Here is a 14168-nt window from a genome sequence, read left to right on the forward strand (position 1 = left end):
CACAAAAGGTCGCAGTGGGGCATAAAAAAAATCGGCGCATCCTATAAACTGAATGCACCGATTGTTATGAAGTTTATTTTATCGGGTTAACCGCTTCCGCAGGATATTCTGTAGCAAAGGCAGACTATCTTCCGTTTCCGGAAGTTCCTGGTCACGGCTATATACAATTTTTCCGGACGGATCTATCAGGAACAGAGTTGGCCATGCCGCCACGCCGTACCGTTCGCTCATAGCGCTTTTGTTGTATAGTTTGGTCCATTGCACTTCATGTTTATCCACTGCCTTCAAAAAGGCCGTAGTATCAGATTCTCTTGCAACACCGATCACCGCTAACTGATCTTTATTATAGGTATCGTATATCTTTTTGATGGCCGGCAATTCTGCCACACAAGGCGGACACCATGAACCCCAGAAATTTAATAATACATACTTCCCTCTATAATCAGCCAGGCATATTTTGTTGCCGTGTATGTCCCGTTCAGAAAATGCAGGCGCTTTCACACCAACGCCTACCTCCCGGTTCACCAGGGTAGTGAGGATACACGCTCTTTCAAAAGCATATTCTTTTTTCTTTGGTACTACCTCATCCAGTAGTGTTCTGATCTGTGCCGGCGTAACACCGGTGTATCCATAGGGAATAATATGTCCCATCCACAATATCTCCTGTTGCAGCAGCCATAAGCCATAGTAGGTATTCTTTTGCTGGCGCAGAAAAGCCAGTTTTACGCTATCCAGTGTTTTCATTTTTCCAAAGAAGACCTGCCGTTCTGCACTGCCCAACTTCATAATAGCCTCCGAATGGGCTTCCCAATAGGCATTTTTATCGTTTTCAGGAGCAGCTTTAACAGCATCGTAGGCATCGTGTCCGGCTTCGCTTACAGCCTGTGCATTTACCAAGGCAGGATGCTTCCAGTCGCCGGTAACACGAATAGTAGCAGGCTTTTCGGCCACCCAGTAACAGTTCCCGACAGTAACCTCCTGACCGGGACCGTTGTAATAAACACGGATCGTTACATAATGAGCCTGATACTCGCCGGAAATTTCCAGCTGATCATGTACCAGCTTCAGCTTTAAGGGATGCTTGATAGTACCGTCATCATAGCTGATCCAAAGTTTTTTTTCATCCGTACCGGGTGGCACGATCAGTGTTACCTTAAAATGTTTGGGTACCGCAAAACTCTGCATAGATAACAGTAACAGCAGCAAGGTCATTGTTCGGGTAAGGACAGTCATATTATTTTTTGGTTAGGCCACGAAAATACAGGCGGGCGATATTGCACCAACACAACAATTTGTTAATTGTATTTTTATTGACAAAAAGCACACAACCCCGACCTGCCTGCAGATCGGGGTTGTTATATCATTTTGCGACATCGCTATTTACTCACCGCCAGTTTTTTGATCGTTTCCTTTGAAGGAAGCCTGAACCACTCTTTAGCATAAGGTTTCAGCAGATTGCTGGCTGCTGCCGGTCCCCAGGAACCGGATTCATAAAACTGTAATTGTTTGGCCGGATATTTTTTCCAGGCATCGAGAATAGGCATCACTACTTTCCATGCCGCTTCCACCTGGTCGGCACGCATGAATAAGGTAGCATCGCCCTGGAGCACATCCAGCAGCAAGGCTTCGTATGCTTCCGGCAGCGACTCCGTATAGGCTTCCTGGTAAGTGAAGTCCATTTCTACTGGTACCAGCTTCATTTGCAGGCCCGGCACCTTGCTTTCAAACAACAGACTGATTTCCAGTTCCGGTTGTATACTGATGATAAGCCTGTTGGGAACAATATCGTCCTTGAAAATTTTATGCGGCGATTCCTTGAACTGCACTACAATCACGGATGACTGCCGTGTCATGGACTTACCCGTTCGCAGGAAGAAAGGCACACCATCCCAACGGGGCGTGTCGATAGCCATTCTCAGCGCCACAAATGTTTCCGTATTGGATTCGGGAGATACCTGCGCTTCCTGGCGGTAGGCCACCCTGGCTTCGTCGCCTACCTCGCCGGCGGTGTATTGCGCCCTTACTACGTTTTTAAATACCTGCGGCGTAGTAAACGGCTGGATGCTTTTCAGCACTTTGGTTTTAGCATCACGGATAGCTTCCGCTTTGTACTCGCCCGGACAGTCCATCGCCACAATACACAGCAATTGCAACAGGTGGTTTTGTATCATATCACGCAGGGCGCCGCTGGTTTCGTAGTAACCACCACGTTTTCCCACACTCACCTCTTCGGCTACACTGATTTGTATATGATCGATATAACTCTTGTTCCACAACGGTTCAAACACATAATTGGCAAAACGGAAGGCCATGATGTTCTGCACGGTTTCTTTGCCCAGGTAATGATCGATGCGGTATATCTGCTTTTCTGAAAAACGTTTGGCCAGGAAACGGTTCAGTTTCCGGGCGGTGTCCAGGTCGGTGCCAAAAGGTTTCTCCACCACCAGGCGGTCATGCGTTTTATTAACGCACAACTTACGGGTATACAACGCTTCCGCGATCACTTCAATAAACCGTGGCGCCACGGCAAAGTAGAACATACGGTTGCCCCGCTGTTTACCATCTTTTTCAAAGTCTTCAATTTTCGCCTTCAGTTCCAGGTAGGTTTCTTTTTTGGTAAAGTCACCCTGCAGATAGCTGATATGAGCGGAAAAGTCAGCCCATTTAGCCGGTTCGGCTTTACCACTGCGACTGAAGTCGTTCACACCGGTAAGCAGGTCGTTTTTAAATGCAGCTTCGTCTACGGTCTGAAAGTCCACACAGAAAATCTCAAACAGGGCAGGCAAATGATTCTCTATAAAAAGATTATACAGTGCGGGGATCAGCTTACGCCGGGTAAGATCGCCCCGGGCACCGAAAATCGTGATAGCGGCCGGAAATGCTTTTTTAGGTTTCATACCTTGAAAATAGCCAATTTCAGTTAACCCCGGTGCAACAGTTTTACAGTAGATCGATCACTTATCTATTTTTAAATTTTTTATCAAACAAAAAGATATTTATAAAAAAATTTAATTAATTATTATATTCATCTCCCGGTAATAATCTCCACAGCATATGAAAACACGCGTTATACTGTTATTGGTAGGTATATCAGTCAGCCTGCAACTCACAGCCCAATCAAAGTTCTCCATCTCCAAAAAAACATTACAGGATAAGATTAAAGGCGGATGGGCCGGACAAACCATCGGCGTTACGTTTGGCGGTCCTTATGAGTTCCGGTACAATGGTACTTTCATCCAGGATTATCAGCCGCTGGAATGGCATAAAGGATATGCGAAAGAAGTGATGGACAGCTTTCCCGGGCTGTACGACGATCTCTATATGGACCTCACTTTTGTGGACGTGATGGAACGTCACGGCCTCGACGCACCGGCCGATTCGTTTGCACAGGCTTTTGCCCACGCTGGTTATGTGTTGTGGCACGCCAATCAAACGGCCCGGTATAATATTCTCAACGGTATCCAACCACCCGCTTCGGGTCACTGGCAGCATAATATGCATGCGGACTGTATCGATTACCAGATAGAAGCCGATTACGCCGGTTTGATGAGTCCGGGCATGCCCAACGCGGCTTCCGGTATCAGTCATAAAATCGGGCACCTGATGAACTATGGCAACGGCTGGTATGGCGGCGTATATGTTGGAGCGATGTATTCGCTGGCTTTTGTGTCCAACGATATCCGGCAGATCGTGCGCGATGCGCTCCGCGTGATCCCCGCCCGCAGTAAGTTTCATCAATGTATGTCGGATGTGATCCGCTGGCATCGGCAGTATCCTGCCGACTGGCACCGCACCTGGTTTGAACTGCAAAAGAAATGGTCCTCCGATCTGAGCTGCCCCGATGCCATCTTTAATCCGACGAACATCGATGCCACCATTAACTGCGCCTATGTGATCATGGGATTATTATATGGCAACGGCGATTATGCGAAAACGTTAGAGATCTCCACCCGCGCCGGTCAGGATGCGGATTGCAATCCTTCCACTGCCGGCGGTATCCTGGGCACCATGCTGGGGTATGATAAAATTCCGCAAAAATGGAAAGACGGACTGGCAGGTTCAGAAGACATCAACTTTAAATACACCAGCATCTCACTGAACAAAGCCTATGATATCAGTTACCGGCACGCCCTTGAGAACATCAAACGGAACGGCGGTAAAGACCAGGGGGATAAAGTACTGATTGCCCTGCAATCACCCGAACCGGTAGCTTTTGAAGAAAGTTTCCCGGGCCTGGTGCCGACAAACAAAAAGGAGTTTTATGTAAATGGCAACGAAATCTCGCTGACAGTGGAAGGCAACGGTTTTGTATTAGGTGGTCATGCTGCTAAAAAAAGAGAGGTGGCGGATCATGTGATCATGGCTACCGTCAGCATCGACGGCCGGGTGACCGACACGATCCGGATGCCGACCAATTACCTGGTCCGTAAGGATGAGATCTACCATCACCTGGACCTCCCGGCCGGCAAACACACCATTAAAGTGCAGGTAATCAATCCGCATCCGGATTATGAGCTGCGTACAGGCTACTACGTTACCTTCCGCAAACAATAATATTATCCGCCTATCAGTCGCGCGATACCAAACGCGCAGCCTGCGGCAATAGTACCGATAACGGCTACACGAAGGCCGCCTTGCAGGGGATTCAGCCCGGTGAGGCGGCTTTTAAAATAGCCGAAGGTAAAGAGGCATACAATGGTAATCAGGGCAGATATTTTCAGTCCCTCCAGGCCGCTGCTCACAAAAAAATAAGGCATCAGTGGTATCAGGCCCCCAACAATATAGGACATACCGATGTTGAGCGCACTCTTGGTGGCCCTGCCGGCATCCGGTTTTTCCAGTCCCAGTTCATACTTCATCATAAAATCAGCCCAGCGGTCCTTATCGGTGACTAGTTCCGCCGCTGCCTGCTGCTGCAGTTCCCGGCTAAGACCCAGCTCGGCGAAAAACGTCTCCACCTCTTCCCTTTCTCTTTCCGGTACGGCTTCTATTTCTTCATATTCCCGTTTCAACTCACTGTTGTAATGATCCTGTTCTGTTTTACCGGCCAGGTAACCACCTAATCCCATGGCGATGGAACCTGCCGCTATTTCCGCCAGTCCGGCGACGACGATAAGGTTTACGTCTTTTACGGTGCCGCTAAGTCCCGCTGCCAGGGCAAAAGGGACTGTCAGCCCGTCGGACATGCCGATCACGATATCGCGTAACAGCGCTGATCCGGTGAAATGTTTTTCCTGATGTGTCATAAAATGAAGCTGTTTTAGAAAGCTGAGACAAAGGGGGGTACCCTGCAAAAATAAATCGTCTGCGCTAATTATTCGCGGTAAATTAAACGAAATCTCCCATGGAACGGGGAACCTCACCCCGGATACCATTGTCAAACCGGAGAAAGCCCTGGGATGGTGATTATTCCGGCGTCAAAGGATAGTAATCCCCCGTCTCCTGATTTTTTATCGGGCGCCAATTTCCAAATATGTTTATCTTTGACCCCGATAACTCATATATGAAAAAGGCCACTGCAATAATCCTTCTGCTTGTGTACCTGTTTGGCAGCACTGATGCCAGCCAGTTACTCAAGTTTCCTTTGCTGGTGGAACACTTCCAGAAACACAAACAGGAAAATGCACATACTACCCTGTTTTCTTTCCTGAAGCATCATTATATCGATGACCAACCTTTTGATGATGATTATCTGCAGGACATGCAACTGCCCTTCAAAACACCGGACGTTATCTGCATGACCCTTCCAATCTTAGTACCGGCGCCCGTTACCCTGTTTACTCCTGTGATAGAACTGCCCCGGGAAGATTACCAGGTCGTCAATGACGGCACTCCTCCCTACCGGTTACCGGACGTCCTCCTCCAACCTCCCAAATCCGTATCAGCACTTCTGTCCTGATATATACCTGAACAATGCAGGCCATCGTACCCTTACGTAACGTTTTCCGCTGCGATAACGGTCTTTTTTCCCGACGCCTGAACATTTGCTGCCTTCCCCGGGTTAAAAAACCAGGCCTTACACCTGTTGTTTTGCCTGCGGCGTAGCAGTGCATTCGTCACTTTTTTAAAGTTTTGTCGTTTTGTTAAACAGTATTATCCGTTTTTCGATCAAAAACAAGCTGATCATCGGCCTGTTTATACTGGCGCTGATCGGCTGGGGAACCTATTCCGTTACCCAGTTACCTATCGACGCCGTACCTGATATCACCAATAACCAGGTACTGGTGATCTCCTCGGCTCCCAGTCTGGGCGCCCCCGATGTGGAACGTTTTATTACCGTCCCTATCGAACAAGCTACCCGCAATGTTCCCGGCATTATTGAACAACGCAGCTTTTCCCGCTTTGGGCTAAGCCTGGTAACCATCGTCTTCAACGATCAGACGGATGTTTACTGGGCCAGACAACAGGTCAGCGAGCGACTGGCACAGGTACGCCAGCAGATCCCGGCCGGCATGGCAGAGCCCGAACTGGGGCCCGTTACCACCGGCCTGGGCGAGGTTTTCCAATATGTGGTGAAACCCAAACCGGGCTACGAAGGCAAATATGACCTCACCACCCTGCGCGACATACAGGACTGGACCGTCAGGCGCCAGCTGCTGGGCACGGAAGGCGTGGCTGATGTGAGCTCCTTCGGCGGTACCGTCAAACAATATGAGGTCGCCGTCAACCCGGATAAACTCAAAAGTTACCAGATCACTATATCGGATATCTATCGCAGCCTGCAGGAAAACAACCAGAATACCGGCGGCGCCTACATCGAAAAAGGCCCCGGCGTGTTGTTTATCCGTAGTGAAGGCCTGGTAAAAACCCAGGAAGATATCGGTAACATCGCTGTAAAAAGGATTAACGGCGGTATCCCCGTCCTGATCCGCGACGTAGCCACCGTCAAAATCGGTACCGCTATCCGCTATGGCGCCATGGTGCTCAACGGCGAAAGGGAAGTCGCCGGCGCGGTAGTGATGATGCTGAAAGGTGAAAACAGCAACAAGGTCATTAACAACATCAAACAAAAAATTGCCGATATCGAAAAAACACTGCCGGAAGGACTCACCATAGAGGCTTTCCTGGACAGGACCAAAATGGTGGACAACGCTATCTCCACGGTAGAACGTAACCTGCTGGAAGGCGCCGCAATCGTGATCCTGGTACTGGTGATCTTTATGGGTAATATCCGTGCAGGACTCATCGTAGCCTCGGTGATACCGCTGGCTATGTTGTTTGCCATTATCCTGATGAACCTGTTCGGTGTCAGCGGTAACCTCATGAGCCTTGGTGCGCTGGACTTCGGCCTGCTGGTGGATGGCGCCGTGATCATCATCGAAGCGGTGATGCACAAACTCACCCATGGCGCTACACTAAGCGGTGTAAAACAGCTCACCCAGGACCAGATGGACGAGGAAGTGGAATCTTCCGCCAAAACCATGATGAACAGCGCCGCCTTCGGACAGGTGATCATCCTCATTGTATACCTGCCCATTCTTTCGCTGCAAGGCATCGAAGGCAAGATGTTCAGACCGATGGCGCAAACCGTGTCTTTCGCCATCCTCGGCGCCTGCCTGCTGTCACTTACCTACGTGCCGATGATGGGCGCCCTCTTCCTGAATAAAAAACTCAGTCATAAGGACAGTTTCGCGGATAAAATGATGAAACGCGTAACACGCCTGTACGACCCGCTGTTACAGAAAGCCCTGGGCATCCCTAAACTGGTGATAGGCGTTGCCGTATTCCTGCTTATCATTGCTGCGTTTATCCTTTCCCGTATGGGCGGCGAATTTATCCCCCAGCTGGAAGAAGGCGACTTCGCGGTAGACACCCGGTTACTCCCCGGCTCCTCGCTTACCACCACGGTGAAAGCTACCGGACAGGCCGCACAGGTGCTCCGCAGGGAGTTCCCCGAAGTAGAAAAAGTAGTGATCAAAATAGGTTCCGGCGAAATACCGACCGACCCCATGCCCATGGAAGCAGCGGACCTGATGGTGATACTCAAACCCAAACACCAGTGGACCAGCGCCACCTCTTTCCCCGAATTAGCCGGTAAAATGAGTAAGGCCCTGGAAGAAATACCCGGTATCACCACCGGTTTCCAGTTCCCCGTACAAATGCGTTTCAATGAACTGATGACCGGCGCCCGCCAGGATGTGGTCTGCAAAATATTCGGGGATGACCTGGATACGCTGGCTGTCTATGCGGAAAAAATCGGCGCCGTGATCAATACCGTGCATGGCGCTAAAGATCTGTATGTGGAAACAGTCACCGGTATTCCCCAGCTGGTCATTAACTATAACCGGGAAGCCATTGCACGTTACGGTGCTTCTGTAACAGATGTCAACAATACCATACAAGCCGCGTATGCAGGCGCTTCCGCCGGACAGGTGTTTGAACATGAGCGGCGCTACGACCTGGTGGTGCGCATGAACGATGAACAGAAAAAAGACCTGGACGAAATTAATAACCTGCAGATAGGATTGCCCAACGGTGAACAAGTGCCCCTCCATGTGCTGGCCGACGTGAGCATACAGGATGGCCCCTACCAGATACAACGGGAAGATGCCCGCCGCCGTATTACCGTCGGCTTCAACGTGCGCGGCCGCGATGTGCAAAGCATCGTGAAAGAGTTACAGGCCAAAGTAGGCAAACAACTGAAACTGCCTGCCGGCTACTATGTCACCTATGGCGGACAATACGAGAACTTACAGCATGCTACCAAACGGCTCAGTATAGCCTTGCCCGTTGCCCTGCTGCTGATATTCCTGATGTTGTTCTTTGCTTTCCATAAACTAAAATACTGCCTGCTGATATTTTCCGCTATCCCCTTGTCCGCTATCGGCGGCGTGTTCACCCTGTGGGCGCGGGGCATGCCTTTCAGTATCTCTGCCGGCATCGGCTTCATCGCCCTGTTCGGCGTGGCAGTATTAAACGGTATCGTATTAATCGGAGAAATGAATCAGTTAAAAAACAGTGGCATGACCAACATCCGGCAAATTATCATACAGGCTACGCATGATCGGCTACGGCCTGTATTGATGACCGCCACCGTGGCTTCCCTCGGCTTCCTGCCAATGGCCCTCAGCAACGGCGCCGGCGCGGAAGTACAACGTCCGCTCGCCACTGTCGTGATCGGAGGCCTTATCACCGCTACCCTGCTGACACTGGTCGTATTGCCTGCCCTCTTTTTATTGTTTGAAGAAGGATGGAGAAAACCGAAGCCTGTTGTGCCTATGATACTCCTGCTGATAGCAGCGCCGGCATTACTGAAAGCACAGGATGCCCGTCCGCTGACCTTGCAGCAGGCCCTGCAAACGGCGCAGCAGCAGAACCTGCAATTAAAGCTCAACCAACAGCAGGCCGCCTACTACGAAGCGCTCACCCGCAGTAGTACCGATCTGCCTAAAACAGTGCTGTCCGCCGAACTGGGCAATGTCAACAGCGCTGCTTTTGATAATAAATTTATGCTGACACAGGGGTTCTCATTCCCGGCGGTATACAAACGCCAGCGGCAGGTGTATGAAGGAGAATGGCAACAGGCCAAACTACAGACAGCCCTGCAACAGGCGGAAGTAGCGCGACTGGTGAAGCTGGCCTATCTGCAGCTGCAATACCTCAAAGCGAAAAAAACATTGCTGCAGAAAACAGACAGCATCCTCTCCAGCTATTCCAGGGTAGCGAAAATCCGCTACGATAACGGGGAAAGCAACCTGCTGGAAAAAACAACACTGGACAATCAGTCCCAACAGGCACGGATACAACTGGATATGATCAAAGCGGATCAGAAAACAGCCGTAGCGCAAATGGGCATGCTGCTGCATGAAACCAATACCAACATCGATCCCGCGGATACGCTCAGCAACGCCGTAGTACTGTTTGACAGCACCGCCCTGCAACAACATCCCTTCCTGCGTGCGTATCAGCAACAGCAGGAAGTCAACAACAGCAAAACACAACTGGAAAAAGCAAAGCTGCTGCCCGACTGGTCGCTGGGATATACTAACCAGTCCTTCATTGGATGGCAGTCCAACAAAGAGCAGGTAGAACGTTACTATGGCGGCGGGTACCGTTTCTCTGCCGCACAAATCGGCATCGGCATTCCCATCTTTAATACCGCCCAGAAAGCACGGATAAAAGCGGCGCAGCGAATGCAGGCCAGCGCCGCTACCGCCACTGAACTGGCTACCGTACAGCTTCGTACACAGCTGGAACAAAACTGGAACGACTATCAGAAATATCAGCAGGCCATCCAATACTATCAGCAATCGGCCCTGAAACAATCGGATATCATCATCCAAACAGCCAATATCAGCTATAAAAACGGCGAAATAGGGTACATCGAATGGAGTACCCTCATCAGCAACGCCATCGCCCTGCAAAGCCAGTATATCGATGTTTTAAAGGAACTGAACACCCGGAAAACAGAACTGGAATATTTATTACAATTCAATCAGCAATAGTATATGCGGAAGATATTTATATACATCGTCATCACCGGCTTTTTATTCGCCTGCAAAAACAAACCGGCCGCGGAAAATAAAACAACAGCCAAGCCATCTGCTGCAGAAGAGAATACAGTTACACTCGACAGCACACAGAAAAAAAATGCAGGCATTACCCTCGATAGCGTCCGTATGGTCAATATGCACGCCTCCCTCCGGGCTACCGGCGTAGTGGATGTTCCGCCGCAAAACCTTATCTCTATCAGCTTCCCGATGAGCGGCTACCTGAAGAGTACCCGCCTGCTCCCAGGCAGCCAGGTGTCCAAAGGAGAAGTCATCGGCATCATGGAAGATCAGAGCTATATCCAGCTGCAACAGGAATACCTTACCGCCAAAGCCAATATGGAATACCTGTCTGCCGATATGGAAAGACAACGTACCCTCAGCGAGGCAGATGCGATCAGCAAAAAAAGATACCAGCAGGTACTTAATGAATATAAAACGGCACAGGTAACATTGAAGTCGGTAGGAGAAAAACTGCGGATCATCAACATTAATCCGGATAAACTCAACGTAGGCAATATCTCCCGCTCTGCGCCTATCTACTCTCCTATCAACGGTTATGTAACGAAAGTAAATGTCAATATAGGTCGTTATGTAATGCCCGCTGATGTGCTGTTTGAACTGGTGAACCCGGAAGATATCCATGCTGCCGTCACCATCTTTGAAAAAGATATTCCCGCTTTCCACAAAGGCATGCGTGGCAAAGTAACCCTGGTGGATAAACCCGGACAAGTATACGATATCGAAACCATCCTGGTAACCAAAAACATCAGCGATAACCGCAGCGGCCTTATACACTGCCACTTTGAAAACCCGGGCCACGACCTGCTGCCGGGCATGTTCCTCAATGCCACCTTCGACATGGACAACCAACAAACCCTCGCCGTACCGGAAGACGCCGTAGTACGTTATATGGGCAAGGAATACGTGTTCACCACCAAAGATGGCAACAGCTTTACACTCACCCCGGTTAATACCGGACTCAAAGAAAATAAGATGATACAATTATTGCCGGGCGGCAATGACCTGCGTAATGAAAGTATTGTAGTAGGCGGCGCTTATTCCCTGTTGGGTAAACTGAAGAATACCGCTGAAGAGGAATAACGATTGATTTACGGATTTTTTGATTTACGGATTTCGGGATTTCTTTGGGTACCCAGGGAAACCCCGAAATCCGTAAATCAAAAAATCCGTAAATACTAATGTAAAAGCGCGTCTAACTGATAGTCTTTGCCCGCTTCTGTATTGAGCACCACGATCTGATCGCGGTAACGTACCTGGCAGCCGCCGCCTTTGGTGGCATGCAGCGTAGCTGCTTCCAGCCTGCCTTCCTTCCACGACATATTTACCGTATAACCACCACGGGCACAAAGACCATTCACCTTTCCGTTTTTCCATTCTGCCGGAAGGGCGGGCAACAGCGTCACCATATTTTCATGGCTTTGCAGCAGCATTTCTGCAATACCGGCGGTAGCGCCGAAGTTACCATCTATCTGAAAGGGTGGATGCAGGTTGAACAGGTTAGCCGCTGATTTATCTTTCAGGATGATGTTAAACGCTTTCAACGCTGCCGGACCGTTTTTCAGCCGTGCCCAGAGGTTGGTCACCCAGGCGGCGCTCCATCCCGTTTGTGCGCCACCGTGTTCCAGGCGGTATTCGAGCGATTTGCGGGCCGCATTCACATATCGCGGGGTATTGGCTTCGTTAAAAGCATAACCGGGATAGAGGGCATATAAATGCGACATATGACGATGCCCCGGTTCTTTCTCCGGATAGGGCCTGGCCCATTCCATCACACGGCCATCTTCCCCTATCTGTGGTTGCAGCAAATTAGCTTTGGCCTCCTGCAGTTTGACAAGGATAGGATCTGCCTGTTGCAACACATTAGCGGCCTGTATCACATTGGTAAATAATTCTTCGATCACTTCCTGGTCATGCGACGGTCCCATACTGATACTGCCGTTGCTGCCATCAGGCGCTTCAAAAGCATTCTCTGGTGATGAAGCCGGACCGGATACCAGTTTGCCGGTTTCAGGATCTTTCACCAGCCAGCTCAGATAAAAGCGGGCGGCTTCCACCAGTGTGGGATATACTTTGCGCAGGTAAGCGGTATCACGGGTAAAAGCATAATGTTCCCACAGATGTTGACAAATCCATCCGCTGGCGCCGGTGGTGAGGCCCCAGGAGGGCTCTTCTCCGGGAGAGGTGAACCCCCATACATTCACAATCGGGTTGATGCACCAGCCTTCGGCGCCGAACTGCACGCGGGCCGAACGGGTAGCCGGTTTTTCAATACCCTGGATAAAATTGGTCAGCGACAAATGTAATTCTCCCAGGTTGGCTACTTCCGCCGGCCAGTAATTCATTTGTACGTTGATGTTGGTATGGTAGTCGCCGTTCCAGGGAGACAAGATCTTATTGGACCAGATACCCTGTAAATTGGCCGGCAGCGTATTTTTCCGGGCAGAAGCAATCAACAGGTAACGGCCGTACTGGAAGTACAACTCGGTGAGGCGGTTGTCGTTACCGGTGGTCTTCATCCGCGCTAACCGTTCATCGGTGGGTATATCGTCGGAAGTATCCTCTGACAGTTGCAGGGATACGCGGTTGTATAAACGTTGATAGTCCTTTACGTGAGCCTGCTTCAACTGAGCATAAGGCAGCGCCGTAGCGGCTTGCAGCGCTTTTGCGGTAAGCCCGGCAAAATCCCGTCCTTTGTATACCGGGTATTGAGGAAGATAGTCTGTGGAAGCTGACAGGTACAGCACTACTTCATCGGCGTTGTTCACCCGCAGTTCATGGCCGGTACAGGTCACCTGTCCGCCTTTGTTGCGGGCTTGCAGCCGGGCCATATATTTCATGCCGTCGCCGCCTTTGCCGTTGTTGAGGGCGCCGCTCATGATCAACTCTTTGCCGGCGGCTTTGGTGGTAAAACGTTCGGGCCGGTCCAGGGTAGCGGAAAAGCTAATGGCTCCTTTTTTATCGGCCGATAATCTTACCGCCAGTACATTAGCGGGGGCGCTTACAAAGTATTCGCGGGTATAGTGTACGCCGTCCTGCTCGTAGCTGACGCGCACAATGGCATCATCCAGCTGCAGGCTGCGCTGGTAGTTGGTGTAAGGGGTGTTTTTACCGAAATCGAGCCGGAGGTCTCCCAGCGTCTGGTAGGTGCCAAAAGGTACATTGGAGCCGTTACCATGACCGGAACCGGCGCCTTTGCAGATCTGCGTTTTGTTGGTGAGCGCGGTGGCTTCCTTAAACTTGCCCTGGAACAGGAGGTTCCGGATTTCGGGTACATATTTGGCTGCCTCCGGATTATCATTATCACCGTTGCTGCCGTTCCATAAGGTTTTTTCATTGAGCTGTATACGCTCCTGGTTTACGTCGCCAAATACCATGGCGCCGATGTTGCCGTTACCTAACGGCAAAGCCTGCAGCCAGGCAGGATCATCTTTAAATTGAATGCCGCCATCTTTGGTGGTAGCGCTGGCAGGGGACTTATACCACAGCCTGAGTGACGATTGCTGTGCGAATCCTGTGGCGGTGGTTGCTGCCGCCAGTAGACAGGTGATGAAGTATTTCATATGCGCTGCTGTTTACAATGGACGAAAGATAATAATATTATTGGCTGTCCGTATATCCGTAAACAGAACTTAACCTCCACTAATTTTATTTTAA

At 50.2% G+C, this 14168-nt stretch carries 8 protein-coding genes; 4 read left to right on the plus strand and 4 right to left on the minus strand.

The window, feature by feature from the left end:
* Positions 1-78 precede the first annotated feature (78 nt).
* Positions 79-1233 (minus strand): peroxiredoxin family protein, encoded by a 1155-nt coding sequence (locus ICL07_RS17550; RefSeq protein ID WP_188089328.1) that lies wholly within the window; start codon positions 1231-1233, stop codon positions 79-81.
* Between the two features lie 143 nt (positions 1234-1376).
* Positions 1377-2897 carry a glucose-6-phosphate dehydrogenase gene (gene zwf, locus ICL07_RS17555; protein ID WP_188089329.1) on the minus strand — a complete coding sequence of 507 codons (1521 nt, stop codon included), beginning with the start codon at positions 2895-2897 and terminating at the stop codon, positions 1377-1379.
* A gap of 157 nt (positions 2898-3054) precedes the next feature.
* On the opposite strand from zwf, the gene ICL07_RS17560 reads away from it, so the two are divergent.
* A complete protein-coding gene (locus ICL07_RS17560) occupies positions 3055-4554 on the plus strand; it encodes an ADP-ribosylglycohydrolase family protein (RefSeq protein WP_188089330.1) in 1500 nt (499 codons plus the stop codon).
* A gap of 2 nt (positions 4555-4556) precedes the next feature.
* Here ICL07_RS17560 and ICL07_RS17565 read toward each other — a convergent pair whose 3' ends face one another.
* On the minus strand, positions 4557-5246 hold the full coding sequence (locus ICL07_RS17565) for a VIT1/CCC1 transporter family protein (RefSeq protein ID WP_188089331.1): 690 nt from the start codon (positions 5244-5246) through the stop codon (positions 4557-4559).
* A gap of 257 nt (positions 5247-5503) precedes the next feature.
* On the opposite strand from ICL07_RS17565, the gene ICL07_RS17570 reads away from it, so the two are divergent.
* The 3 genes from ICL07_RS17570 to ICL07_RS17580 all read left to right on the plus strand — a co-directional run bounded on the left by ICL07_RS17570 (position 5504) and on the right by ICL07_RS17580 (position 11594).
* Positions 5504-5899 (plus strand): hypothetical protein, encoded by a 396-nt coding sequence (locus ICL07_RS17570; RefSeq protein ID WP_188089332.1) that lies wholly within the window; start codon positions 5504-5506, stop codon positions 5897-5899.
* Positions 5900-6080: 181 nt separating this feature from the next.
* Positions 6081-10445 carry a CusA/CzcA family heavy metal efflux RND transporter gene (locus ICL07_RS17575; RefSeq protein ID WP_188089333.1) on the plus strand — a complete coding sequence of 1455 codons (4365 nt, stop codon included), beginning with the start codon at positions 6081-6083 and terminating at the stop codon, positions 10443-10445.
* Positions 10446-10448: 3 nt separating this feature from the next.
* A complete protein-coding gene (locus tag ICL07_RS17580; RefSeq protein ID WP_188089334.1) occupies positions 10449-11594 on the plus strand; it encodes an efflux RND transporter periplasmic adaptor subunit in 1146 nt (381 codons plus the stop codon).
* Between the two features lie 95 nt (positions 11595-11689).
* Here ICL07_RS17580 and ICL07_RS17585 read toward each other — a convergent pair whose 3' ends face one another.
* Positions 11690-14074, minus strand: a complete 2385-nt coding sequence (locus ICL07_RS17585) for a glycoside hydrolase family 95 protein (protein ID WP_188089335.1) — start codon at positions 14072-14074, stop codon at positions 11690-11692.
* Positions 14075-14168 lie beyond the last annotated feature (94 nt).

It is taken from the genome of Chitinophaga qingshengii (genome assembly GCF_014529935.1).
Taxonomy (GTDB): Bacteria; Bacteroidota; Bacteroidia; order Chitinophagales; family Chitinophagaceae; genus Chitinophaga; species Chitinophaga qingshengii.

Coding starts and splice junctions, on each gene's coding strand:
- ICL07_RS17550 (WP_188089328.1), bottom strand. CDS start 1,233: ATGACTGTCCTTACCCGAACAATGACCTTGCTGCTGTTACTGTTATCT.
- zwf (WP_188089329.1), bottom strand. CDS start 2,897: ATGAAACCTAAAAAAGCATTTCCGGCCGCTATCACGATTTTCGGTGCC.
- ICL07_RS17560 (WP_188089330.1), top strand. CDS start 3,055: ATGAAAACACGCGTTATACTGTTATTGGTAGGTATATCAGTCAGCCTG.
- ICL07_RS17565 (WP_188089331.1), bottom strand. CDS start 5,246: ATGACACATCAGGAAAAACATTTCACCGGATCAGCGCTGTTACGCGAT.
- ICL07_RS17570 (WP_188089332.1), top strand. CDS start 5,504: ATGAAAAAGGCCACTGCAATAATCCTTCTGCTTGTGTACCTGTTTGGC.
- ICL07_RS17580 (WP_188089334.1), top strand. CDS start 10,449: ATGCGGAAGATATTTATATACATCGTCATCACCGGCTTTTTATTCGCC.
- ICL07_RS17585 (WP_188089335.1), bottom strand. CDS start 14,074: ATGAAATACTTCATCACCTGTCTACTGGCGGCAGCAACCACCGCCACA.